This is a genomic window from Streptomyces kurssanovii, assembly GCF_040677245.1.
Lineage (GTDB): Bacteria > Actinomycetota > Actinomycetes > Streptomycetales > Streptomycetaceae > Streptomyces > Streptomyces kurssanovii.
The window spans coordinates 1-23,257 of the sequence record NZ_JBFAQK010000019.1; the positions used below are offsets into that span (position 1 = coordinate 1).

General features: G+C 71.1%; 18 protein-coding genes. 9 read left to right on the plus strand and 9 right to left on the minus strand.

Features of this window, described 5'->3' with window-relative positions:
• Positions 1-48 precede the first annotated feature (48 nt).
• A complete protein-coding gene (locus AB0K36_RS15940; protein WP_364593905.1) occupies positions 49-2,874 on the minus strand; it encodes a glycoside hydrolase family 3 C-terminal domain-containing protein in 2,826 nt (941 codons plus the stop codon).
• Between the two features lie 353 nt (positions 2,875-3,227).
• On the opposite strand from AB0K36_RS15940, the gene AB0K36_RS15945 reads away from it, so the two are divergent.
• The 7 genes from AB0K36_RS15945 (at position 3,228) to AB0K36_RS15975 (ending at position 14,308) form a co-directional block, all read left to right on the plus strand.
• Positions 3,228-4,895, plus strand: a complete 1,668-nt coding sequence (locus AB0K36_RS15945) for an extracellular solute-binding protein (protein WP_364593908.1) — start codon at positions 3,228-3,230, stop codon at positions 4,893-4,895.
• A gap of 37 nt (positions 4,896-4,932) precedes the next feature.
• Positions 4,933-5,991: an ABC transporter permease gene (locus AB0K36_RS15950; RefSeq protein WP_364593911.1), complete on the plus strand. Its 1,059-nt coding sequence runs from the start codon at positions 4,933-4,935 to the stop codon at positions 5,989-5,991.
• Entirely contained in the window at positions 5,988-6,917 is a 930-nt protein-coding gene (locus AB0K36_RS15955; RefSeq protein ID WP_364593914.1) for a carbohydrate ABC transporter permease, read from the plus strand. The genes AB0K36_RS15950 and AB0K36_RS15955 overlap by 4 nt, the downstream gene beginning before the upstream one ends.
• A gap of 146 nt (positions 6,918-7,063) precedes the next feature.
• Positions 7,064-9,301 carry a 1,4-beta-glucanase gene (locus AB0K36_RS15960; protein ID WP_364593917.1) on the plus strand — a complete coding sequence of 746 codons (2,238 nt, stop codon included), beginning with the start codon at positions 7,064-7,066 and terminating at the stop codon, positions 9,299-9,301.
• 41 nt (positions 9,302-9,342) lie between these two features.
• Positions 9,343-11,325: a beta-galactosidase gene (locus AB0K36_RS15965; RefSeq protein WP_364593920.1), complete on the plus strand. Its 1,983-nt coding sequence runs from the start codon at positions 9,343-9,345 to the stop codon at positions 11,323-11,325.
• A complete protein-coding gene (locus AB0K36_RS15970; protein WP_364593923.1) occupies positions 11,322-13,553 on the plus strand; it encodes a glycosyl hydrolase family 95 catalytic domain-containing protein in 2,232 nt (743 codons plus the stop codon). Before AB0K36_RS15965 ends, AB0K36_RS15970 begins: the two co-directional genes overlap by 4 nt.
• Before the next feature lie 38 nt (positions 13,554-13,591).
• Complete coding sequence (locus tag AB0K36_RS15975) at positions 13,592-14,308, plus strand: glycoside hydrolase family 12 protein (RefSeq protein WP_364593926.1); 717 nt, start codon at positions 13,592-13,594, stop codon at positions 14,306-14,308.
• A gap of 64 nt (positions 14,309-14,372) precedes the next feature.
• On the opposite strand, the gene AB0K36_RS15980 is transcribed toward AB0K36_RS15975, so the two are convergent.
• The 3 genes from AB0K36_RS15980 to AB0K36_RS15990 all read right to left on the minus strand — a co-directional run bounded on the left by AB0K36_RS15980 (position 14,373) and on the right by AB0K36_RS15990 (position 18,598).
• On the minus strand, positions 14,373-16,397 hold the full coding sequence (locus AB0K36_RS15980; protein WP_364593929.1) for a glycoside hydrolase family 31 protein: 2,025 nt from the start codon (positions 16,395-16,397) through the stop codon (positions 14,373-14,375).
• A gap of 90 nt (positions 16,398-16,487) precedes the next feature.
• Positions 16,488-17,504, minus strand: a complete 1,017-nt coding sequence (locus AB0K36_RS15985) for a LacI family DNA-binding transcriptional regulator (protein ID WP_364593932.1) — start codon at positions 17,502-17,504, stop codon at positions 16,488-16,490.
• A 257-nt stretch (positions 17,505-17,761) separates the two neighbouring features.
• Complete coding sequence (locus AB0K36_RS15990) at positions 17,762-18,598, minus strand: SMP-30/gluconolactonase/LRE family protein (protein WP_364593935.1); 837 nt, start codon at positions 18,596-18,598, stop codon at positions 17,762-17,764.
• A gap of 222 nt (positions 18,599-18,820) precedes the next feature.
• Between AB0K36_RS15990 and AB0K36_RS15995 the strand changes: the two genes are divergently transcribed.
• Positions 18,821-19,315 carry a protein-tyrosine phosphatase family protein gene (locus AB0K36_RS15995; RefSeq protein ID WP_364593938.1) on the plus strand — a complete coding sequence of 165 codons (495 nt, stop codon included), beginning with the start codon at positions 18,821-18,823 and terminating at the stop codon, positions 19,313-19,315.
• Positions 19,316-19,327: 12 nt separating this feature from the next.
• On the opposite strand, the gene AB0K36_RS16000 is transcribed toward AB0K36_RS15995, so the two are convergent.
• Positions 19,328-20,044 (minus strand): MerR family transcriptional regulator, encoded by a 717-nt coding sequence (locus AB0K36_RS16000; RefSeq protein ID WP_364593941.1) that lies wholly within the window; start codon positions 20,042-20,044, stop codon positions 19,328-19,330.
• Positions 20,045-20,245: 201 nt separating this feature from the next.
• Between AB0K36_RS16000 and AB0K36_RS16005 the strand changes: the two genes are divergently transcribed.
• Positions 20,246-20,443, plus strand: a complete 198-nt coding sequence (locus AB0K36_RS16005; protein ID WP_364593944.1) for a hypothetical protein — start codon at positions 20,246-20,248, stop codon at positions 20,441-20,443.
• A 152-nt stretch (positions 20,444-20,595) separates the two neighbouring features.
• Here AB0K36_RS16005 and AB0K36_RS16010 read toward each other — a convergent pair whose 3' ends face one another.
• The 4 genes from AB0K36_RS16010 to AB0K36_RS16025 form a co-directional block, all read right to left on the minus strand.
• Positions 20,596-21,684 (minus strand): YihY/virulence factor BrkB family protein, encoded by a 1,089-nt coding sequence (locus AB0K36_RS16010; protein WP_364593947.1) that lies wholly within the window; start codon positions 21,682-21,684, stop codon positions 20,596-20,598.
• Positions 21,685-21,976: 292 nt separating this feature from the next.
• The gene (locus AB0K36_RS16015; RefSeq protein ID WP_364593950.1) at positions 21,977-22,243 is read right to left on the minus strand and encodes a DUF4235 domain-containing protein; all 267 of its coding nucleotides are present in this window, start codon (positions 22,241-22,243) and stop codon (positions 21,977-21,979) included.
• Positions 22,240-22,629 (minus strand): DUF3618 domain-containing protein, encoded by a 390-nt coding sequence (locus AB0K36_RS16020; RefSeq protein WP_364593953.1) that lies wholly within the window; start codon positions 22,627-22,629, stop codon positions 22,240-22,242. The genes AB0K36_RS16015 and AB0K36_RS16020 overlap by 4 nt, the downstream gene beginning before the upstream one ends.
• On the minus strand, positions 22,626-23,033 hold the full coding sequence (locus AB0K36_RS16025; RefSeq protein WP_364593956.1) for a phage holin family protein: 408 nt from the start codon (positions 23,031-23,033) through the stop codon (positions 22,626-22,628). Before AB0K36_RS16025 ends, AB0K36_RS16020 begins: the two co-directional genes overlap by 4 nt.
• Positions 23,034-23,257 lie beyond the last annotated feature (224 nt).

Consider the following 23,257-nt stretch of genomic DNA (forward strand, 5'->3'; position numbering starts at 1 on the left):
GCGGGGACCGGCCAGGCCGGTCCCCGCCCGCCCGCGGCGGCCGCCCCGTCAGCGGGCGAAGGCGATCACCGCCAGACGCACCGGACCGCTGACCTCGACGTGGAGGTCCTGCACGCCGGCGAGCCGGATGTCCGAGCGCAGGGTGACGTAGTCGTGGACCCCTCCCGTCGCGGTGACGTCGACCGTGGCGAGGGCCGTGCCGTCCGGTGTCCGCAGGGCGAGCGTTCCGGGGCCGGTCGCCGCGACGTCGAGCGAGACGGCCGTGGCGCCCTCGCCGAAGTCGCAGCGCCGGTAGACCAGTTCGCCTCCCTCCGCGCCCGCCGTCGTCACAGCGTCCCCCGAGATCCTGGTCCGGTCCACGATCACGGTGCCGCGCTGTTCGTCGTAGTCGACCGCGTCGAGGGGCGTCTCCAGCACCACGCGCGGAGCCGGAGCGTCACCGCCGACCTCGAGGGCCGCCCGCTGCCGGATGTCGGTGCTGGAGGCGCCCGCCAGGACCTCGTACCGGCCGGGGCCGACCGTCCAGCGCCCGTGAGCGACGTCCCAGAAGCCCAGATCGGTGACGGGGAACGAGAAGTCGAGGCGCCGGCCTTCGCCCGGTGCGAGCCGGACCCTGCGGTGCGCGGCGAGCTGCCGTGAGGGCAGGGGCACGGTGGGGTCCAGGGCCCGGGTGTAGAGCTGCACGACCTCGTCGGCAGCGAGGGAGCCGGTGTTGGTGACGGTGAGCGAGACGGTGACCTGCTCGCCGTCGTGGCCGGCGGTGAGGCCGTCGTAGGCGAAGGACGTGTACGACAGGCCGTGGCCGAACGCGTAGAGCGGGGTGCCCTCGAAGTAGAGGTAGGTCTGGCGGCTGCCGATGATGTCGTAGTCGAACAGGTCCGGCAGATCGGCGTCGGCCTCGTACCAGGTCTGCGGCAGCCGGCCCGCAGGGGAGACGTCGCCCGCGAGGACGCGCGCCAGCGCGGTGCCCGCGGCCTGGCCGCCGTGTGCCGTCCACAGCAGGGCGGGCAGCGCGGCATGCGCGTCGCCGACTGCGTACGGGTACGAGGACACGAGGGCCAGCGCCGTACGGGGGTTGGCCGCGCGGGCGGAGCGCCACAACCGCGCCTGGTGCTCCGGGAGGGCGAGCGTGCCGCGGTCCTCGGTCTCGCGCCCGTTGATGTGGGGGTCGTTCCCGGCGACGACGATGACGGCGTCGGCGGCGTCGGCGGCCGCGGCCACCGCGTCCTCGCCTCGTTCGGTGACGACGACGTCGAAGAGATCACCGTCCTCGGCAACCTTGAGGCCGTCGGCGGCGACAGAGACGTACCGGCCCGTTCCCACATGCGCAAGGAGGTGGCCCTCGCCGTGCTCCTCCAGCCGGAAAGTCTCCTGGACGACCCAGCCGCCGGGCTGGTCGGCGGAAGCGCGCACGTATCCGTCGTCCGCGACGGACAGGTAGCCGCCGGGGGCGCGGAGGGTGACCAGGCCCTCGCCCCAGTCGGCCATCGCCAGCTCGGTCGGCTCGTCACCGCAGGTCAACGGTGGCAGGTCGGTGCGGCCGGCGAGCAGCGCCGGGTCCAGCGCGCCGTCGGCGGCGCGTACTTCGGTGGTGGTGGAGGACTCGGGCACCCGCACCCAGCCGCTCGCGGTCCGCAGCCGCACCCGGTCGACGCCTTCGGCGAAGGACACGTTGCCGGCGCCGAACCGTGCGCGCAGCCCCTCCAGCGGGGTGACGCGGTGGATCAGAGTGCCGCTGTACCAGTCGAGTTTGCACTCGTCGGCGAGCAGTCCGACCACCGCGATGCGTGTGCCCTCGGCCAGCGGCAGCAGTCCGTCGTTCTTGAGCAGGACGACGGCCTGTTCCGCGGCCTCCTGGGCGAGGGCGCGGTGCTCGGGGGTGTCGAAGGTCTTCTCGTCGGCGTACGGGTCGAGGTGGGGGTCGAACTCGCCGAGTGTGAACCGCATGGTGAGGAGCCGGCGTACGGCGTCGTCGATGTCCTTCTCGCCGATGAGGCCCTGTTCGAGGGCGCCGCGTACCCGGCCGGTGATGACGGAGGAGTCCTGACCGTGGTCGGTGAAGCTGTCGACCCCGGCGCGCAGGGCCGCGGCCGTCGCCTCCTCGTGAGTGTCGTAGTAGTGCTCCGGGTCGACGAGGTTGGAGGGGGCGCCGGCGTCCGAACACACCACCAGGGACCGGTCGGTCCAGCCGCGCAGCTGCTCGCGCAGCAGGGGCGAGAGGTGGTTGGGCCGCCCGTTGACGAGGTTGTAGGACGGCATCACGCCGGCGACGGCGCCCGCCCGTACGGCCGCGCGGAAGGCGAGCAGGTCGTACTCGTGCAGCACGCGCGGCCGGACCGAGGAGGAGCAGGTGTCGCGGTCGGTCTCGTTGTTGTGGGCCAGCCAGTGCTTGAGCACCGGTGCGGTGCGCCAGTAGGCGGGGTGGTCGCCGCGCAGGCCGCGGGTGTAGGCGACGGCGACGGCGGAGGTGAGCCGGGGATCCTCGGAGTAGCCCTCCTCGTTGCGGCCCCACAGCGGATGGCGCAGCAGATTCACCGTGGGCGCCCATACGTTGAGCCCGACTCGGGGGTCGTTCGCCCGCATCGCGCGCGTCTCGGCCCCGACGGCCTCGCCGATCCGGCGTACGAGGTCCTCGTTCCAGGTGGCTCCCATTCCCACGGCCTGCGGGAAGACGGTGGCGGGACCCATCCAGGCCACACCGTGGAGGGCTTCCTGACCGGTGCGGAAGGCCCCGACGCCCAGGCGTTCGACCGCCGGCGCGAACTGGTGGAGCATCGCGATCCGTTCGTCGGCGGTGAGTCGTGCGAGCAAGTCGTCGACGCGTTCACCGAGGGGCAGGCTGGAGTCGCGGTAGGGCGGTCGGGTCTCGGTCACGTGGGTCCCCTCGAGGGCGGTGGTTCCGGTTTGCTCGACGTGCTTCGAAGCGCTTCGATGCTGAGCCGCCTCGGCCGGTGTGTCAAGACTCCCAGCCGGCACGGGCCGCCCGTGCGGCCAGGGTGCAGGCCAGTGCGCCAAGCGGCAAAGTGCTGCGGTGAATTTCGCATCGACTCTTGAACGGCCCGGCATCCTCACTTAACCTCGCTGCAACATCGAAGCGCTTCGACAGACCGTTGCAGGGAGCTTGCGCTCCGACAGCGTCCCGCTTCAGCTCAGCCACATAAGCCGACACACATGCGCGAAGCCGATCCATGCCCGCCGGCTGCCCGCGTGAGGAAAGGGTTGACGCCATGCCCAATGCCCAGGCCCCCAGCCGGAGATCGTTCCTCGCCTCGACAGCGGTCGCCGCGGTCGCCGTCGCCGGCGGCGTACCGCTGCTCGGTGCGTGCAGCGGCTCCTCCGGCGGCGACCGGACCGAAGGCGCCACCACCGGCAAGAAGCTCCGGGACATCCTGCCGACCTTCGTGGGCTCCGACGTCGTGCAGCCCGACGTGCCGAGCAAGAACGGTTCCGCGCTGGGCTTCACCACGGCACTGCCGGCGTCGCAGCTCGCCGTGTCGGTCCCGCAGAAGCTGGGCAAGGGCAGCACGGTCACGGTCATGGCTCCCCTGTGGGGCACGCCGCCCAAGTCCGGCAATCCGTACTGGACCGCGATGGACGAAGCCATCGGCGTCAAGGTGAACTGGCAGAACCAGGACGGCAACACCTACGGACAGAAGCTCGGCGCCGTCCTCGCCTCCAGCTCCATACCCGACGCCGTCGTCGTCCCCGCGTGGGAACTGGGCGGCAAGATACCGAGCGCCATCAACAACAAGTTCGCCGACCTCGGCCCCTACCTGTCGGGCGACAAGGTCAAGGAGTACCCCAACCTGGCGGCGATCCCCACCGGCGCCTGGCAGCGGGCGGTCTTCGGCGGCAAGTTGCGCGGCCTGCCCATGCCTGCCAGCGACATCCCCAACATCGCGCCGTTCTACCGGGTCGACCTCTTCAAGGAGAAGGGGTACGAGGCACCCACCACCACCCAGGAGTTCTTCGACCTCGCCAAGGAGATCACCTCCGCGAGGAACAAGGTCTGGGGCTGCGGCGACATGACCTGGGCCGCGTACAAGTTCTTCGGCGTCCTCGACGAGAAGCCCACCTGCTGGAAACTCGTCGGCGACAAGCTGGTCCACCGCATCGAGACCGACGAGTACCTCGAAGCCCTCGAATGGTCCCGCTCGCTGTACTCGGCAGGGCTCGTCCACCCCGACGCCAAGGCGGAGACCGGCGATCTGGGCAACCTCTTCGCGGCCGGCAAGGTCTGGATGTACAACGCGGACATCTCCGACTGGTACGGCAAGACCGTGGTCCAGCGCGGCGACAACCCGGACTTCTCCATGGCCGCCATGGACTACTTCCACCACGACGGAGGCGAGCCCCGCCTCTACGCCGGCTCACCGTCCAACATCTGGGCCTTCATCAACAAGAACGCCGACGAGAAGACCATCCGCGACATCCTCGCGATCGCCAACTTCACCGCCGCCCCCTACGGCACCAAGGAACAGCGCCTCAAGGCCTACGGGGTCGAAGGCGTCCACCACACCGTCAAGGGCGACGAGATCACCAAGACGGAGACCGGCAACAACCAGGTCTTCGCCACCTACGAATACATCGCGAGCCCCCAGCAGTTCTTCGCCTACCCCAACCACCCGGACGTCGCCGAGGGCATGGTCGGCTGGCAGCAGCGCATGGGCGCCTTCCTCACCAAACCCCTCTTCTACGGCATGCAGGTCCAGGAGCCGAACCGCTGGGCCGAGCTGAGCAGCCAGTTCGAGGACCTCGAGAAGGACATCGTCCGCGGTCGCAAGAAGATCGCCGACATGCAGCAGGCCGTCTCCGACTGGCGCTCACGCGGCGGCGACCAGCTGCGCGACTGGTACCGGAAGCTGCTCGACGAGTCCGGCGGCCAGGCGTCCTGAGCGGCCGCCCGGCGGACGGGGAGCGAGGAGAGAGAACGTGTCGCAGAGCAAGGTGGCGGGTCCCGCCCGTACCACCGACGACAGCACGGAATCACCGCCAGGGGAGCGCGGGCCGGCGCCGGCAGGACCGCCGGAGGCGGGGTCGCCCGGCCGCGCCGCCGGCGGGGGCGGGATCACCTGGCGGATCCGGCTGCGGCGCGACCGCACGCTGATCCTCATGACGCTGCCGGCCGTGCTGCTGGTGCTGGTCTTCAACTACATACCGCTGCTCGGCAACGTCGTCGCCTTCCAGGACTACGACCCCTATGTCGGCGACAACGCCTGGCAGGCCATGGCCCGCAGCCCCTGGGTCGGGGCGGAGCACTTCGCGCGGATGGTGGAGGACCGGCTGTTCTGGCAGGCGCTGGGCAACACCCTGGCGATCTTCCTGGTGCAGCTCACGCTGTTCTTCCCCGTGCCGATCCTGCTGGCACTGCTCATCAACAGCTTCGTCCGGCCACGGGTGCGTGCCGTCGCCCAGGCGATCCTGTACCTGCCGCACTTCTTCTCCTGGGTCCTGGTCGTCACCGTCTTCCAGCAGATGTTCGGCGGCGCCGGCATGCTCGCGCAGACCCTGCGCGAACACGGCCACGAGGGCATCGACCTCATGACGAACCCGGGGCTGTTCAAGTTCCTCGTCACCTTCGAGATGGTCTGGAAGGACGCCGGCTGGGGCGTCATCGTCTTCCTCGCCGCGCTGTCCGCCGTCAGCCCCGACCTGTACGAGGCGGCCGCGATGGACGGCGCCTCCCGATGGCGGCGCATGTGGCACGTGACGCTGCCCGCGCTGCGCCCGGTGGTGGCCCTGCTGCTCGTCCTCCAGGTCGGCAACGCCCTGACCGTGGGCTTCGAACAGATCCTCCTCCAGCGCACCGCCGTCGGCCCCACCGCCGCGGAGGTCCTCGACACCTACGTCTGGAACGTCGGCATCCAGTTCGGTGACTTCAGCTACGCGGCCGCCGTCGGCATCGTCAAGGGAATCTTCGGCCTCTGCCTGGTGCTGGCGGCCAACAAGGTCGCTCACATGATGGGCGAACAGGGAGTGTACAAGCGATGAGCCACGTTCTGGGCGTCAAGCGGCGCGAGGGGACCCGTGGCCGGCTGCGGCCGGCCTGGGAGGAGGAACCGCGCCCCGCGGGGCTCGCCGCGAAGGGCCTGGTCCTCGCACTGGCCTGCGCCGCCGTTCTCTTCCCGCTGTGGATCGTCGTCGTGACCAGCGTGTCGTCGGTGAAGACCATCACGGAGGCGGGCGGCCTGGTCGTCGTGCCCCGCGGCATCACGTTGGTCGCCTACCAGGAGCTGCTCGGCGGCGGCCAGGTCACCCGGGCGGCGCTGGTGAGCCTCGGTGTCACGCTCGTCGGCACGCTGTTCAGCATGACGGTGTCGGTCCTGTGCGCCTACGGGCTCTCCCGCAGCGGCTCCGTGCTGCACCGGCCGCTGCTGATGGTCCTGCTCGCCACGATGTTCTTCGGCGCGGGCCTCATCCCCACCTATCTGCTGGTGCAGGGGCTCGGGCTGACCGACACCTACCTGTCGCTGATCCTCCCCAGCGCGGTGAACGTCTTCAACATCCTCGTCCTGCGCTCCTTCTTCATGAGCGTGGCGCCCGAACTCATCGACAGCGCGCGGATCGACGGCGCCGGCGACGCCCGGATCCTGTGGCAGATCGTCATGCCGCTGTCCCGCGCGGTGCTCGCCGTCATCTCCCTGTTCTACGCGGTCGGTTACTGGAGCGCCTGGTTCAACGCCTCGATCTACCTCAGCGACCAGGACATGATGCCGCTGCAGAACGTGATGATGCAGCTGGTCCTCAAGCAGGAACGGCCGACGGGACTGGCGCAGGCGATCAACACCGGCCATCTCTCGCCCCTGTCCATCCAGATGGCCGTCATGGTGCTCGCCCTGCTGCCGGTCGCCGTGCTGTCGCCGTTCGTCCAGCGGCACTTCAAGAAGGGCATGCTCACCGGCGCCGTCAAGGGCTGACGCCCCGATTCCCGCGGCGCCGTGGCCTGCGCGCGCCCTCCTCGGGCGTCCACGATCCGCCGCCGTGTCCGGCCGTACCTGACCACGGCCGGACACGGCGGCCACCACCACACCCCCCGCTCACCTCACGGATCGAGGTACCAGCCATGTCCCTGCCACCGAACCCCGGCAGGCGCACCGTCCTCGCCGCCGGCGCCGGCGCCGGCCTCACCGCCCTGCCCCTGCTGCACGGCGTGGCCACGGCCACCGACCGCACGACCGCAACGGCAGCGGGCCCCGATCCCGCGGCGCGGGGCACCCAGGCGCACCGCTGGCGCAACGTCGTCATCGGCGGCACCGGATTCGTCACGGGCGTCCTCTTCCACCCCCGCGTCAAGGGCCTCGCCTACGCCCGCACCGACATCGGCGGCGCCTACCGCTGGGACGCGCGCAAACGGGCCTGGACGCCGCTGACCGACAACCTCGGCTGGGACGACCACAACCTGCTCGGCGTCGAGGCGATGGCCGTCGACCCGCACCACCCCGACCGCCTCTATCTCGCCGTCGGCACCTACACCCAGAGCTGGGCGGGCAACGGCGCCGTGCTGCGCTCCGACGACCGGGGAGCCACCTGGGCGCGTACCGACCTGCCGATCAAGCTCGGCGCCAACGAGGACGGCCGCGGCGCCGGCGAGCGACTCATCGTCGACCCGCGGGACAGTGACACGCTGTGGCTCGGCAGCCGCCACGACGGGCTGTGGCGCTCCACCGACCGCGGCGCGAGCTGGGCACGGGCCGACTTCCCTGCCCAGCCGTCCCCGACCGGGCAGGGCATCACGTTTCTCGTCGCCGCCGGACGGGCGCTGTACGCGTCCTGGGCCGACGGCGGTCCGACGCTGCGCCGCACCCTCGACGGCGTCGGCTGGGAGGACGTCCCCGGCCTGCCGGGCGGGGCGGCGGCCCGTGTGCCGATCCGCGCGGCGTACGACGCGGGGAGCCGCGCGCTCTACGTCACCTTCGCGGACGCGCCCGGCCCGAACGGCCAGAGCGACGGCGGCGTGCACCGGCTCGACACCGCCACCGGTGTCTGGACCGACGTCACCCCCGTCCGTCCCGGCGGAACCGCCGACGACGGCTCGAGCGACACCTTCGCCTACGGCGGTGTGGCTGTCGACGCCCGACGCCCTGGCACCGTGGTGGTGACGACCAACAACCGCTGGGCGCAGGTCGACACCGTCTTCCGGTCCACCGACGGCGGCCGCAGCTGGACCTCCCTGAAGGACACCGCCGTCCTGGACGTCTCCGAGACGCCGTACCTCCGGTGGGGCGAGCGACTGCCCAAGTTCGGCTGGTGGATCCAGGCGGTCGCCGTCGACCCCTTCGACTCGCGGCACATCGTCTACGGCACGGGCGCCACGCTCTACGGGACGCGGGACCTCGTCCACTGGGCGCCGGAGATCCGCGGGCTGGAGGAGAGCTCCGTACGGCAGCTGATCTCCCCGCCCGCCGGCAGGGCCCGTCTGATCAGCGGTCTCGCCGACATCGGCGTCATGTACCACGACTCCCTCACGGCCTCGCCCTCCCGCGGCATGGCGGAGAACCCCGTCTTCGGCACCGCCACCGGCCTCGCCGTGGCCGCCGGCAGGCCCTCGTACGTGGTGCGGACCGGTTGGGCCTCCGGTGGCAACGGCGCGTACTCCCGCGACGGCGGCAGGACCTGGCGGCCCTTCAGGAGCCAGCCGGACATCGCGGCCACCGCTCCCGGGCCGATCGCGGTGAGCGCCGACGGACGGGTTCTGCTGTGGTCCTTCGTCCACTGGGACGGCTCCACGCACGCGACGCACCGCTCCACCGACAACGGGGACACCTGGACGGAGGTGCCGACGTTCCCGAAGGGGGCGACCCCGGTCGCCGACCCGGTCGACGCCGGTCGCTTCTACGCCTACGACACCGCCTCCGGCACGGTGTACCGCTCGGCCGACGGCGGGCTCACGTTCACCGCCGGCGCGGCCGGACTGGCTTCCGGCGACAGCCAGTTCAAGGTCGCCGCGGCGCCCGGCCGACGTGGTGACCTGTGGCTCTCGGCCAAGTGGAACGGGCTTTTCCGCTCCACCGACGGCGGCCTGACCTTCACCAAGGTCACCAGCTGCTGGGCCTCCTACAGCCTCGGCTTCGGCAAGGCCCCCGACGGCGCCGACTACCCGGCGGTCTTCCAGGTCGGCGCGACCGAGGACATCACCGCCGTCCTCCGGTCCGACGACGAAGGCGCCTCCTGGACCCGGATCAACGACGACGCCCACCAGTGGGGGTGGATCGGGGAGACCATCACCGGCGATCCGCGCCTCCACGGCCGCGTCTACCTGGGCACCAACGGCCGCGGCATCCAGTACGCCGACCCCGTCTGACGCCCTTCCCCCAGCCACTTCGTGACGAAGCGAGTTCTCCCATGCCCTCCCTGTACGACGCCACCGGCCGCCGTGTGCTCTTCGGCGGCGACTACAACCCCGAGCAGTGGCCGGAAGAGACCTGGCTCGAGGACGTACGGCTGATGAAGGAGGCCGGGGTCAACTCCGTCACCCTCGGGGTGTTCTCCTGGGCGACGATCGAACCCCGCCCCGGAGCACGCGAGTTCGGCCGGCTCGACCGGCTGACGGACCTGATGCACGGCAACGGCATCGGGATCGTCCTCGCCACGCCGACCGCCTCGCCGCCGCCGTGGATGGGCTCACGCCATCCCGAGACCCTGCCGCGCGGCGAGGACGGCTCGGTGATCTGGTACGGGTCCCGCCAGCACTTCTGCCCGAGCTCGCCGGTCTACCGGGAGTACGCGGCGGCGATCAGCGAAGACCTCGCGGCACGCTACGGCGACCACCCGGCGCTGCGGATGTGGCACATCAACAACGAGTACTGCACCTTCTGCTGGTGCGACGGCACCGCCCGGCACTTCCGCCGCTGGCTGCGGGAGAAGTACACGACCCTCGACGCGCTCAACGAGGCCTGGGGCACCGCGTTCTGGAGCCAGCGCTACGACGACTGGGAGGAGATCATCCCGCCCCGCAAGGCCCAGTACCTGCGCAACCCGGCCTGTGCGCTGGACTTCCGGCGGTTCACCTCCGACGCGCTCCTCGAGTGCTACGTCGCGGAGCGGGACATCGTCGCGGCGCACACCCCGCGACTGCCGGTGACGACCAACTTCATGCCCTTCTGGACCGGTCAGGACGCCTGGCGGTGGGCCGAGGAGGAGGACGTCGTCTCCGTCGACGTCTACCCGGACCCGCGCGATCCGCTGGGCGGACAGTACGGGGCGATGATCCAGGACATGACCCGTTCACAGGCGCGCGGGCCGTGGATGCTGATGGAGCAGGCGGCGGGGCCGGTGAACTTCCGGGGGGTGAACCATCCCAAGCCCCCGGGCCTGAACCGCCTCTGGTCGCTCCAGGCCGTGGCACGCGGCGCGGACGCCGTCTGCTACTTCCAGTGGCGGCAGTCCCGGCAGGGCGCGGAGAAGTTCCACTCGGCGATGGTCACCCACGCCGGTGAACAGGGCCGCACGTACCAGGAGATCAAGCGGATCGGGGCCGATCTCGCCGGGATCGGCGAGCATGTCGCAGGCACCGGCGTGCCCGCCGACGTGGCGATCCTGCACGACTGGAACTCCTGGTGGGCGGGGGGCCAGGAGGGCCGGCTGTCCACCGGCCTCGACTACCCGGCCGTCGTCCGGGCCTGGCACCGTGCCCTGTGGGAGAAGGGCCTCACCACCGACTTCGCCCACCCCGCGCACGACCTGAGCGCCTACCGCCTCGTCGTCGTCCCCCACCTCTATCTGCTGACCGACGCCGCCGTCGACAATCTCGTCGGGCATGTGCGCCGCGGGGGCACGCTCGTGTCCGGCTTCCTCACCGGAACCGCCGACGGCGACGACCGCGTCCGGCCCGGCGGCATGGACGAGCGGCTGCGGGAACTCTTCGGCATCGCGACCGTGCACGAATGGTGGCCGCTCGACGCCGGCGAGACGGTCGCCTGCGACGGACCCGGCGCGTTCCACGGCACGGTGTGGTCGGAGGAGCTGGAGGTCTCCACCGCGGACACGGTCGCCGTCTACAGCAGCGGCGAACTCGCCGGTCTGCCCGCCGTCCTGCGCCGGGGCAGCGCCTGGTACGTCTCGACGCTCCCGGACCCCGGGATGCTGCGGGAGCTGCTCTCACAGGCCGCCGAAGAGGCCGGGGTCCGTCCCGTGCTGCCGGACCGGCCGGCCGGGCTGGAGGCCGTACGCCGGGGAGACCTGCTCTTCCTGCTCAACCACGCTCCCGGACCCGTCACGGTCACGGTGCCGGGGCACCACCAGGACCTGCTCACCGGCGACCGGGTCGACGGTCCGGTCCGTCTCGACCGCCACGGCGCGGCCGTACTGCAGGAGACACAAGGGTGAGGCACGGGACTTGGGAACCGCGCCCCGCCGCGCGGTGGGAGGACGCCTTCCTCAGCGGCAACGGCCGGCACGGCGCCATGGTGTACGGCGACGCCGGCGACGAGCGGGTCGTCGTCAACCACCACAGCCTGGTGTGCCCCAACGGCAGTGAGACGGCCGGCCCACCGGAACTCGCCGCCGGGCTCCGGGAACTGCAGGACGCCCTGCTCGCCGGTGACACGACGGCGGCGGAACGCTTCGGGGCCGGACACCCGCATCTGTGGGTGCAGCCGTTCCACCCCGCCTTCCAGGTGCGCGTCCGCCGTAGCCCCGCGGGCTCCGCCGGCGCCGGGACCTACCGCAGGGAGGTGGACTTCACCTCCGGTGTCGTGACCGCCGTGCGCGGCGCCTGGCGCAGCGAAGTGTTCGTCTCCCGCGCCGACGACGTGATCGTCCACCGGACCCGGACGGAACCGGGCGGCCTGAGCGCGGAGCTCACGCTCGACGAGCAACTGCCCGGGCTCCCCGGCGGACTTCGGTTCACCCGCACCACCCTGGAACACGTAGGTCCCGGCACCGCCCTGCTGAGCCTGCGCACCGACTACCCGAACGGGCGGACCTCCTTCACCGGCACCACCCTGATCACCGTCACCGGCGGGAGCACGACACGGACCCGCGACGGTCTACGGGTGACCGACGCTTCCGCGGTGCTGCTGCTCACCCGGGTCGAGCGGCACACGGCGGCCGTCGACCCCTCGGCCGGGCAGGCGGCGGCCCTGCGGGCGCTCGCGGCGCCGGACACAGTGAACACCCCCGCATACGAACGGCTCCTGGACCGCCATCTCCCACCGCACCGCGACGCCTACGAGCGGGCCGGGCTCTGTCTGGACGCCGACCCGGTGGAGCGGGATCTGCCCGGCAGCGAACTGCTCCGCGGGCCGGCCGGCCCCGCCCTGCTGGAACGGCTCTTCGCGGCGGGCCGCTACCACCTGCTGTCGTCCAGCGGCATGCTGCCGCCCCGTCTGGTCGGCCTGTGGACCGGCGACTGGAACACCGCATGGTCCGGCGCCTTCACCACGAACGCCAACCTCAATCTGCAGATCGCCTCCGCCGCGGCCGCCGCGCTCCCTGAGGTCACCGAAGCCCACGCCGCGCTGGTCCACCGGCAGCTTCCGGACTGGCGGGACAACGCCCGCGCCATCTTCGGGGCCCGGGGCGTCGTCGCGCCCTCCCACACCGACGGCGAATCCGGGCACACGTACCACTTCAGCCGCGAGTACCCCCTGCACCTGTGGACGGCGGGCGCCGACTGGCTGCTCAAGCCGCTCGTCGACCACGACGAGACCCGCGGCGTCCGCGACCCCCGCACCAGTGCCGTGCTCGCCGAAGTCGCCCTGTTCTACGAGGACTTCCTCACCCGGACCGACGAGAGCGGCCGTGTGGTCGTCGTCCCCTCCTACTCGCCCGAGAACCGGCCCGCGAACGCCGGTTGGGGCACGGTCGACGCGGCCATGGACCTCTCCGCCGCCCGGCACGCCCTGCTGACCGCCGCCGACCGCCACCCCGAGCACGCCGACCGCTGGCGCGCCCTCGCCGACCGCCTCCCACCGCACCGGATCAACGACGACGGCGCCCTTGCCGAATGGGCCCGGCCCGGCCTGGCCGACTCCTACGACCACCGCCACCTCAGCCACCTCTACGGCGTCTGGCCGCTCGACGAGATCACCCCGTACGACACCCCCGAACTCGCAGACGCCGCCCACCGCGCCCTCGAACTGCGAGGCGCCGAGAACGACTCCGCCCACGGGCACCTCCACCACGCCCTGATCGCGGCCCGGCTCGGCGACGGCGCCCGGGTGGCCCACGCCCTCGGCCGGGTACTCGACGGCGACTTCTTCCACACGTCCCTGATGAGCTCGCACTACCCCCACCGCGACGTCTACAACGCGGACGCCGCGCACGCCCTCCCGGCCGTACTCATCGAGATGCTCGTGCAGTCGACCCCCGACCGGCTGGTCCTGCTGCCGGCCCTCCCGGAGTTCTGCCCGGCGGGCCGGCTCACGGGCGTACGCACCCGCTTCGGGGCGGAACTCGACCTCGCCTGGGCCTCCGACGGCGACGCGAGCGCCGTCCTCCGCCCCACGCGCACACACCGCATCGAACTCCGGACTTCGTCCGGCGCCGAGCCGCTCGACCTCGTCGCCGGAGAAGACCGCGTCATCGACCTCACGAGGGTCATGGCGCGGTAGCCCCCCCCGGCACATCCCCCCACCCTGGAAGGAACCCCATGGCATCACGCACCCGCGCCACGCGAACCCTGACGGCACTCCTGGCCCCGGCCCTCGCGCTGGGCGTCACCGTCGGCCTCGCCGCCGCCCCCGCCCAGGCAGCGGTCTGGCACTCCTGCGACCAGTGGGGCAACACGAGCCTGAACGGCTACACCCTCTACAACAACATCTGGGGCTCCGGCGCCGGCAGCCAGTGCGCCTGGGCCAACTCCGGCACCAACTGGGGTGTCTGGGCCGACCACCCGGGCACCGGCGGCATCAAGTCCTACCCGAACGCCAAGGAGGTGATCAACAAGTCGATCACCTCCCTCGGCTCGCTCAACAGCAGCTACAACGTCACCGTCCCGTCGTCCGGCGCGTACAACACCTCGTACGACATCTGGGACACGGACTACGACTACGAGATCATGCTGTGGGTCAACCACCACGGCGCCGTCGGCCCGCTCGGCAGCCCGCAGGGGACCGTCACCCTCGGCGGCCACACCTGGAACGTCTACAAGGGTGACAACGGGGCCAACGAGGTCTTCTCGTTCCTGCGCACCTCGGACTCGAACGCGGGGAGCGTCCAGATCCTGCCGATCCTGAAGTGGATCAAGGACACCAAGGGCTGGATGGGCAACGAGACCATCGGTGACGTCCAGTTCGGCTTCGAGATCACCTCGTCGGCCGGCGGTCTGGACTTCCGGACCAACAGCATGTCCGTCAGCGCCGGCTGACGTCCACGGGCAGGGGGGCCGGCCGCGCCGTCAGGCGCGGTCGGCCCCCGGCCGCCCCTCACCGTCACGGAGCCACCGGCAGGTCGGCGCCGTCCCGCAGGAACAGCGGGATCCGCTCCAGCGGCGCGTCCACCGTCACCGTGCGCCCGCCCTCGTACTCCTCGCCCGTCCAGGCGTCCGTCCACCGCGCCCCGGCCGGTAGATACGCCGTACGGCTCGTCGCACCCGCCTCCAGCACGGGCGCGACCAGCAGGTCAGGGCCGAACAGATAGGCGTCGGCGACCTCCCACGCCGCCCCGTCGTCCGGGAACTCCAGGAACAGCGGGCGCATGGGCGGCAGGCCCTCCTCGTGGGCGGCGCGCATCTGCTCCAGCACATACGGCTTGAGGCGCTCACGCAGCCCCAGGTACCAGGACAGGATCTCCTCGGCCCGCTCTCCGTACGACCAGACCTCGTTGGGGCCACCCGTCATCGACGGACCGAGCGGCATACCGGGGTCGCGGAAGCCGTGCAGCCTCATCAGCGGGGAGAGCGCGCCGAACTGGAACCAGCGGACCATGACCTCGCGGTACGCCTCGTCGTCCGGGTCGCCGCCGTGGAAACCGCCGATGTCGGTGTTCCACCACGGGATGCCCGACATCGCGGTGTTCAGGCCGGCCGCGAGCTGGCGCCGCAGCGTGGCGAAGTCGGTGCCGATGTCGCCCGACCACAGGGCCGCGCCGTAGCGCTGACTGCCCGCCCACGCCGAGCGGTTGAGGGTGACGACCTCCTCCTCGCCGGCGGCCAGCATCCCCTCGTAGAAGGTGCGGGCGTTCTCGCGCGGATAGAGGTTGCCGACCTCGAGGCCCGGTCCCGCGTGGTAGCGCAGGTTCGCCGAGAAGCCGGGCTTGAGCTCCGGCTCGCACGCGTCCAGCCAGAACGAGCGGATCCCGTACGGCTCGAGGTAGTTCTCCCGCACCCGCGACCAGACGAAGTCACGGGCCGCCGGGTTCGTCGCGTCGTAGAAGGCGACCTGGACGGGCTCCGCGACCTCCTTGTCCGGCCAGTCGGCGTGCGCCATCGGACCGTACTCGGTGCCGATGAAGTACCCGCGCTGTTCCATCAGCAGGTGGTTCTCGCTCAGCGGCGACACCGAGGGCCACACCGAGACGACGAGCCTGATGCCCAGCTCCTCCAACTCCCTGACCATGGCGGCCGGGTCGGGCCATTCGGCCGGGTCGAACTTCCACTCCCCGAGGTGCGTCCAGTGGAAGAAGTCGCAGACGATCACGTCGATCGGCAGGCCGCGGCGTCTGTACTCGCGGGCCACGGAGAGCAGTTCCTCCTGGGTGCGGTAGCGCAGCTTGCACTGCCAGAACCCCGCCGCCCACTCCGGCAGCATCGGCGTCCGGCCGGTCACCGCCGAGTAGCGTCGCTGTGCCGCGGCCGGGGCGCCCGCGGTGATCCAGTAGTCGATCTGCCGGGCGCTGTCGGCGACCCAGCGGGTGCCCGTCCGCGCGAGCTCGACCCGGCCGATCGCCGGGTTGTTCCACAGCAGGGTGTAGCCGCGGCTGGAGGTGAGCACCGGAATGGTGACCTCGGCGTTGCGCTGGACCAGGTCGACGACCGCGCCCTTCTGGTCGAGGAGACCGTGCTGGTGCTGGCCGAGGCCGTACAGCCTCTCGTCGTCGTAGGCGGCGAAGCGCTGCTCCAGGCGGTGGTAGCCGTTGCCGTTCGGGGTGTAGAGGCGGGAGCCCGGCCACCAGAAGTGGGCGCGCTCCTCCGCGAGGAGTTCACGTCCGTCCTCGGTCGCCGTGAACCGCAGCAGCCCCTCGGCGTCGATCTCGGCGGTGATAGCCCCGTTGACCAGCACGCCGGCGCCCTGCTCCGTCTTGACGGCGAAGGAACTGCCCGGCGGGCCGTCGGTCAGGGCTCCCGGCAGACCGTCGAGCAGCGGCCCTCCGATCCTGGCGCGGACCCGGACGGCGTCCGGGCCCCACGGCTCGATGCGCACGGTCTCCTGACGTCCGCTCCACTCCAGAGCACCGTCGTGCTCCCGGACGGTCCCCACGGTGGGGGAGGACTGGGCAAGGCTGGGTGACTGGTCCACGTAGGGAACTCCTGGGCGTCAGAGGGTCAGTCTTGGGGCTGTGCGGTGCGGTGCGGTGCGGTGTTGGGAAGGGCCGGGAGGCGAGGCGGTTCAGGCGGCGGGTGCGGGGGCCGGACCACTGCTGGCACGCACGGTGAGTTCGGGCTCGAGGAGGACGACCTCGTCGCCGGCCCGCCCCTCGATCTTGGCGACGACCTGTTCGACGGCGTGCCTCGCCATGTCCCGCGCAGGGATGGCGACTGAGGTGAGCCGTACGGAAGCGTGGACGGCGACCTGTTCCGGGCAGATCGCGACCACCGAGATGTCTTCCGGCACGGCCCGTCGATGCTGGCGCAACAGACCGAGCAGCGGCTCCACGGCGGTCTCGTTCTGTACGACGAAGCCGGTGACGTCGGGGCGTTCGGAGAAGATCTGGGCGAGGGCGCCGGCCATGGCCGCGTAGTTGCCCTCGCAGGGGCGGTGCAGCACCTGGAGCCCGAGGGCCCGTGCCCGCGTGCGCAGTCCGTCGATGGTCCGCTCGGCGAAGCCGGTGCGCCGCTCGTAGACGGCGGGCGCCTCTCCGATGACGGCGATCTCGCGGTGACCGAGCCCGGCCAGATGCTCGGCGCACAGCGCGCCCGTCGCGGTGAAGTCGAGGTCCACGCACGTCAGTCCGGTGGTCGTGGCGGGCAGTCCGATGAGCACGGCCGGCCGGCCGCTCTCGCGGAGCAACGGGAGCCGTGCGTCGTCCAGTTCCACGTCCATGAGGATGATGGCGTCGGCCAGCCCGCTGCCCACGACCCGGTGGACCGCTTCGGGTCCCTCCTCACTGGTGAGCATCAGAACGTCGAACCCGTGAGCGCGGGCGTGGGTGGCGATCGCGATGGCGATCTCCGTCATCACCGGGAGATACATGTCCATGCGCAGCGGCATCATCAAGGCGATGATGTTCGACCGGTTGCTCGCCAGCGCACGGGCCCCGGCGTTGGGGTGGTAACCGAGCTCGGTGATGCTGCGTTCGACCCGCTCCCGGGTGAGCGCGGAGATGGTCCGCTTCCCGCTCAGGACGTAGCTGACGGTGCTGGCCGAGACTCCGGCGTGCTGCGCTACGTCGGCGAGGGTGACCATCGGATCTCCAGATGATGAAGCGCTTCGACAACGCGCTTCCGCGTCGGTGACTTCGGATGTGGGTAGACAGTAATCCGACGGGTTCGGCACTGTCCAGACCTCTTGTCGAAGCGCTTCAATAGATGCGCGGGCCCGAGTCGAGGGGGCCTTGCGCCGACGCTGTGCGTGCGTTCGGACCACGGGCTCCCTCGCCCGGCACGGGCCTGGAGCGGCGTCGCGGGGTTCATCGGAAGCCGCGGACGCGGGCGGATCGTGTGTCAGGGCCGACCCGCTGCCGGTACGGTGACTTCTGTGGCGAGGACCTGACCGGTGCCCGCCGGGACCGGCTCCGGTCCGTTGCTCCATTCCGCCGCGACGATGAACAGCGTCGTGCCGTCGGGACCGCCGAGCGTGCAGGCGAAGCCGCCTCGGTCCAGTTCGACGGTCTGCAGCACCTGGCCGCCCTCGGCGACCCGTACGCACCGTTTGCCGGGCACGTCGGCGTACCAGACGGCGCCCTCGGCATCGAGGCAGATCCCGTCCGGGGTGCCTTCGCCGAGATCGGCCCACACCCGCCGGCCGGAAAGCCCGCCGTCGGGCTCGATGTCGAAGGCCGCGAGGCTGTGGCCGTACGACTCGGCGACGACGAGGGTCGAGCCGTCGGCGGTCACCGCCATGCCGTTGGGGAAGGCGAGGCCGTCGGCCACCTGCCGAACCGCGCCGTCCGGCGTCGCCAGGACGACGACACCAGTCTCGTACGGCGCGCCGGCCATCATGTCGAAGCCGATGCTGTTGACGTACGCGTTCCCGCCCCCGTCCACGACGATGTCGTTCCAGCCGGGCCGCCTGCCCAGCTCGGCATGCGTGACCAGCGACCCGTCCGGCTCACGGCGCAGCAGGAGCCCGTCGGGGGACGAGACGAGCAGCATCCGCCCGTCCGGAAGGAAGGCGGTGCACAGCGGCAGTGACGTCAGGCGCGCGACCGTCTCGCTCCGGCCGGCGAGGTCCACGGCGATCACCTCGCCTGCGGACCAGTCGGAAAAATAGAGCCGGTCACCGTGCCATCGTGGCGACTCCACGAGGCCGTGTCCGGTCAGCAGTGTTCGCAGAGTCACTTTTGCCTCCATCGTCGGCCATGTACCGGTTCTGACCGCCGGCCGACGCAGAACTCATCGCCGGGGCCGACCGAACGGCCCTTACGCACGCCGCCGACGCCGCACGACCGCCCTGCACGCCTTCTCGGCGCGCTCACGAGGCCACCCGCCGGTCCTCCCCGATTCACGAGCGAGCCCTGTTGCTCACGCTTCATCCATCCGTCGAACGAAAGTGATTCCGCCGTGCGACCTCGTCTCTTCACCGTCGATCTGCCCGGCCCGGGACGGCTGAGCACCATGGCCAGGCCCCGGGGTGCGGACTGGCTCGAGGACGAGATGAGCGCCCTGCGCTCCGCCGGTGTCGACGTGCTCGTGTGCCTGCTCACGCAGGCCGAGCTCGACGAACTCGGTCTCGCCCTGGAAGCCCGGGCGGCTGCGGACGCAGGGTTGCGGTTCGTCGCTGTTCCTGTTCCCGACCGCACCGTTCCCGACCTCGCCACGGTCCTGCCGACGCTGCGGAAGCTCGCGGAGAGCCTTCGTGAGGGGGCGCACGTCGTCACTCACTGCCGCTTCGGCATAGGACGCGCTTCTCTCCTCGCCGCAGCGCTCCTGGTCCTCAACGGCGTCGATCACGGCCTTGCGTGGGAGCGCCTCGAGCAGGCGCGGGGACTCGCTGTCCCCGACACCCCCCAGCAGCGGGACTGGACGGCCGACCTGCGCGAGTACGCACGGACTTGAGGTTCGGACGCGTCAGGCTGTGTGGCCGAGGTACCGCAGGTAGGCATGCAGAGCCGCGGAAGCCTTGAGCCGGTCGAGGCTGCGGCGGTGGAGCTCCCGTCGCCTGTTCGTCAGTTCGCGAAGCACGCGGTCGGGGCTGCCCGTGGCCCGGAGTTCGCCCAGTACCGCGTTGATGGTGGCCAACGGGTAGTGCCCTCGCCGCAACAGGGCGACGATCTGTGCGGCGTGGAGCTCCGAGCGGGAGTAGACACGGTACCCCGTGCCCGGCTCCCGGTCCGGTCGCAGGAGACCATGGGCCTCCCAGAGCCGGAGCACGGGTGGCCGGACGCCCACGGAGCGGGCGACCTCGCCGATGCGCATGCCGGGAGGCGCGGTGGCTGTGGTGGCCGCCGGGTGGGCGAGGACGGTGCCCAGGGCCTCGTGCACCGCCGCCAGTTCGGCGCGTTCCTGGTCCAGTCGGGCATGACCGGCGTCGAGAGCGGCCAGCGCGGTCTCCAGGTCGCCGTCGTGCACGGCGCGCATGACGGTGCGGGTTGTGGCCCAGCCGTGCCCGGCGGCCGCTGCTCGAGCCGTGGCGAGGGCTTCGGCGTGCGCGGTGGTGAAGACGCGGTACCCACTGGCGGTGCGTTCGACCGGTGGCAGAACCCCCGTGTCCACGTAGTTGCGGACCTGCTGGACCGAGATGCCGGCCGTCCGCGCGAGGTCGACGGCCCGCAGGCGGTTCGCCACGTCACCACCACCCCCTCGGCTGCCGCGCCCGACAGATCACTGTGACGCCTCACCACTGTTTGAGACTTGTCAGGCATATCGACGAGCTGATCTGCGGTGACCGTCCTCAAAGTCTCACATAGCACTTGAATGAAACAATTGATACCGCAGGCCGGCCCGCCGCCGGCGGGCCGAACAGTTCAGTGAGGGGAGACAAGGGACGTGAAGTTCGTTCTGGAAGTCGAGGTGGACGCCGGGCGGCCCGCGGAGGAAACCGCGGGCGAGCTGGGCCGCATCCTCCGTTACTGGGGTGGGAACCTGAACCACTACGCGCTGAAACCGGGTGACGGGTCGGCCGTCTACGACTCGCGGTACCAGGAGGTCGGCAGGTGGCGGATCGTGGAGGCCGACGGATCGTGACCGGACGGCGGGGCACGGCACCGCACCGCGACGCAGGGGATGTGAAGGCGGGGTCGGCCGGGGACCGTGGATGTCACGCGGTCCCCGTCGTCGGGCCGGTCTCCGTCGTCGGGCCGGCCCCCGTGGTCGACCCCGTCCGCCGGTGGGCGGGGTCAGCCCATTCGCCGTCGGTCCTCGTCGGTCCACTTGCGGGTGTCGCGGGGCTCGACGTAGGGCTCGGCACCCTTCGGGTGTCCCCCGGCGAGCGCGCGTCCGCGGGCGAGCTCCGCGTCGAACTCGAGTCCCAGGAGGATCGCCAGATTGGTGATCCACAGCCAGATCAGGAAGATGATGATGCCGGCGAGGGTGCCGTACGTCTTGTTGTACGAGCCGAAGTTCGCCACATAGAAGGCGAAGCCGACCGACGCGACGAGCCAGATCACCACGGCGATGAAGCTGCCGGGGCTGATCCATTTGAAGCCGTGGACCTTGGCGTTGGGTGTGGCCCAGTACAGCAGCGCGACCATGAGGCTGACCAGCACGACGAGCACCGGCCACTTGGCGTACGTCCAGACCGTCATGGCGGTGTCCCCGACGCCGAGCGTCGTGCCGAGCTGCTGAGCGATGCCTCCGGAGAGGACGACGATGAGGGAGCTCACACACGCCATGATCATCAGGGCGAGGGTCACGCCGAGTCGCACCGGCAGCACCTTCCACGCGGGACGGCCTTCCGGGACGTCGTAGATGGCGTTCGAGGAGCGGATGAACGCGGCCACATAGCCGGACGCGGACCACAGGGCGCCGAGCAGGCCGACGACGGCCAGGATCGAACCGGTGCTGGAACTCCCCTGAAGCTGGGTGACGGCGTTGGTGATGACGTCGCGTGCCGGCCCCGGTGCGAGTTGCTGGATGTTGTCGAGCACCTTCTGCGTCGTGCTCTCGCCCATGATGCCCAGCAGGGAGACGAGCACCAGCAGGGCCGGGAACAGCGCCAGAATGCCGTAGTACGTCAGGGCGGCCGCGCGGTCGGTGAGTTCGTCGTCCTTGAACTCCTTGAGCGTCCCCCGCAGCACTTGTCCGAAGGACCTCTTGGGCATGTCGGTCGGCTTGTCCGGGGCGTTGCGCTCCACATCCCGCCCGGGACCGGGCTCTCGATCCGTGCCGGCAGCGGGCTGCGGTCCCGTGTCGGTGGCACGGTCGGCCTCGTGACGGGAGGCTTCGGCTTCTTCGTGGCGATGCCGCAGGTTCGCAAAACGGGTCATATGGCCCGTGTATCCGTATTCGCGGAAGACAATCAACCGAATGCCCTCACGGCCGAATGCCCTCGCGCCGGCGCTCTTTTCGGCATGCTCGGCGCCTCGGCATGCCCCTGCCCTCCTCCACCCTGCGCTCCGTCTTGGCGGCAGGTTCCACCCGACCACGCGCCCTCCCGTGGACACGAAAAGAGCGCACCGGCCCGGGGCGCCGATGTCCGCGGCGCCCGGGCCGGTGCCCGGAGGGGGAGTGCAGTGGGACGGAAGTGGAGTGGGACGGGAGTGGGTCGGCGACGGCGTGTCAGCCGGGCCAGGCGCCGGTGAGGCGTTTCGTGGCGACGGCACCACTGCGGTCGACGGCAGCCTTGACGACAGCGAAGATCGCGCCCTGCAGTGTCGCGGCGAGCAGCACCTCCCGCCAGCCGCGGTCCTCGTCGGTCGCGTCCGGCGCGTCCTCGTCGTGGCCCAGCTTCTTCCATACCTGGCCGAACACCGCTCCCGCCAGGGCGCCGCTCGCGGCACCGATCGCCAGACCGACGGGCTTGTAGAAGACCTTCGAAGCCTTCATCGGTGCCTCCTGTGCCTGACCAGCATCAGGAGAACAAGGGCCAGGGCGACTCCCGCTCCCGCTCCGGCGAGGAGCTTCGTGTTGTCGTCGCGTGCCGCGTGTGCGGCGTGGTGCTCATGGCGCGGGTGAGGGGTCTTGTCCCGGATCGTGTCGCCCACCGCGGCCGCGCCGGCGGCCACCTGCTCCTTGGCGCGGCCGGCCTTGAGCCCCACCTTGTCCTTCACGCCCGCGGCGGTCTCCTTGGCCCGGCTCTTGACGTCGGCCTTGGCTGCGAGCGCCTCCACCGTTTCGCCGAGTTCGTCGCGGGTGTGCTGGATCTGCGTGCGCAGTTCGTCGGCCGAGAGGGCGCTCGGGTCCCTGCTGCTGCCTTGCGGGGGAGTGTTCATCGGTGTGCCCTTTCCTTGATCTCGCGGACGTCGCGCTGCACGCTGCTGATCGTTTCCTGGGGCTTGGGCGGGCCGGCCCGCCGAATGCTCTTCTTCCCGGCCGCGCCGAGGATCGCGGCGATCAGGAACAGCGCCCCGGTGACGATCAGTGCCGCCGCCCACCACGGCAGGACCAGCGCGAGCGCGATGATCGCCGTGGCGACCAGCGCCTGCAGGGCGAGGACCGTGACCAGGCCGGCGCCTCCGAACAGCCCGCCGCCCATGCCGAACCGTTTGCCCTTCTCACTCATCTCGGTTCTGGCCAGCTGCATCTCTTCCCGCACCAGCTGCGAGATCTGCTGCGAGGCACGGCTGACCAGCTCACCGACCGGCTCGTCCGTGGCCGTGCGATGGAAATTGCTCATCGGGTCCACCTCCTGACGGGTCCACGGGCTCCGGTTACCCGAGATGGCGCCGGGCACACAACGGGTGGGGCCGTGGCCGGGGACAGCCTCCGCAGCGGCGGTTCCATGGGCGTTTCCGCCTGTGGCGGCCACGCCCATGGAACCGCCGACCGGAATCGCGGAGCCGCAACGGCGTCAGGCCGTCGCGCCGAGGCGGGCGTCACCGACCGCGACGGTCCGGCACG

Coding starts and splice junctions, on each gene's coding strand:
- AB0K36_RS15960 (WP_364593917.1), top strand. CDS start 7,064: ATGTCCCTGCCACCGAACCCCGGCAGGCGCACCGTCCTCGCCGCCGGC.
- AB0K36_RS16015 (WP_364593950.1), bottom strand. CDS start 22,243: ATGAAGGCTTCGAAGGTCTTCTACAAGCCCGTCGGTCTGGCGATCGGT.
- AB0K36_RS15975 (WP_364593926.1), top strand. CDS start 13,592: ATGGCATCACGCACCCGCGCCACGCGAACCCTGACGGCACTCCTGGCC.
- AB0K36_RS15945 (WP_364593908.1), top strand. CDS start 3,228: ATGCCCAATGCCCAGGCCCCCAGCCGGAGATCGTTCCTCGCCTCGACA.
- AB0K36_RS16020 (WP_364593953.1), bottom strand. CDS start 22,629: ATGAACACTCCCCCGCAAGGCAGCAGCAGGGACCCGAGCGCCCTCTCG.
- AB0K36_RS15985 (WP_364593932.1), bottom strand. CDS start 17,504: ATGGTCACCCTCGCCGACGTAGCGCAGCACGCCGGAGTCTCGGCCAGC.
- AB0K36_RS15955 (WP_364593914.1), top strand. CDS start 5,988: ATGAGCCACGTTCTGGGCGTCAAGCGGCGCGAGGGGACCCGTGGCCGG.
- AB0K36_RS16010 (WP_364593947.1), bottom strand. CDS start 21,684: ATGACCCGTTTTGCGAACCTGCGGCATCGCCACGAAGAAGCCGAAGCC.
- AB0K36_RS15965 (WP_364593920.1), top strand. CDS start 9,343: ATGCCCTCCCTGTACGACGCCACCGGCCGCCGTGTGCTCTTCGGCGGC.
- AB0K36_RS16025 (WP_364593956.1), bottom strand. CDS start 23,033: ATGAGCAATTTCCATCGCACGGCCACGGACGAGCCGGTCGGTGAGCTG.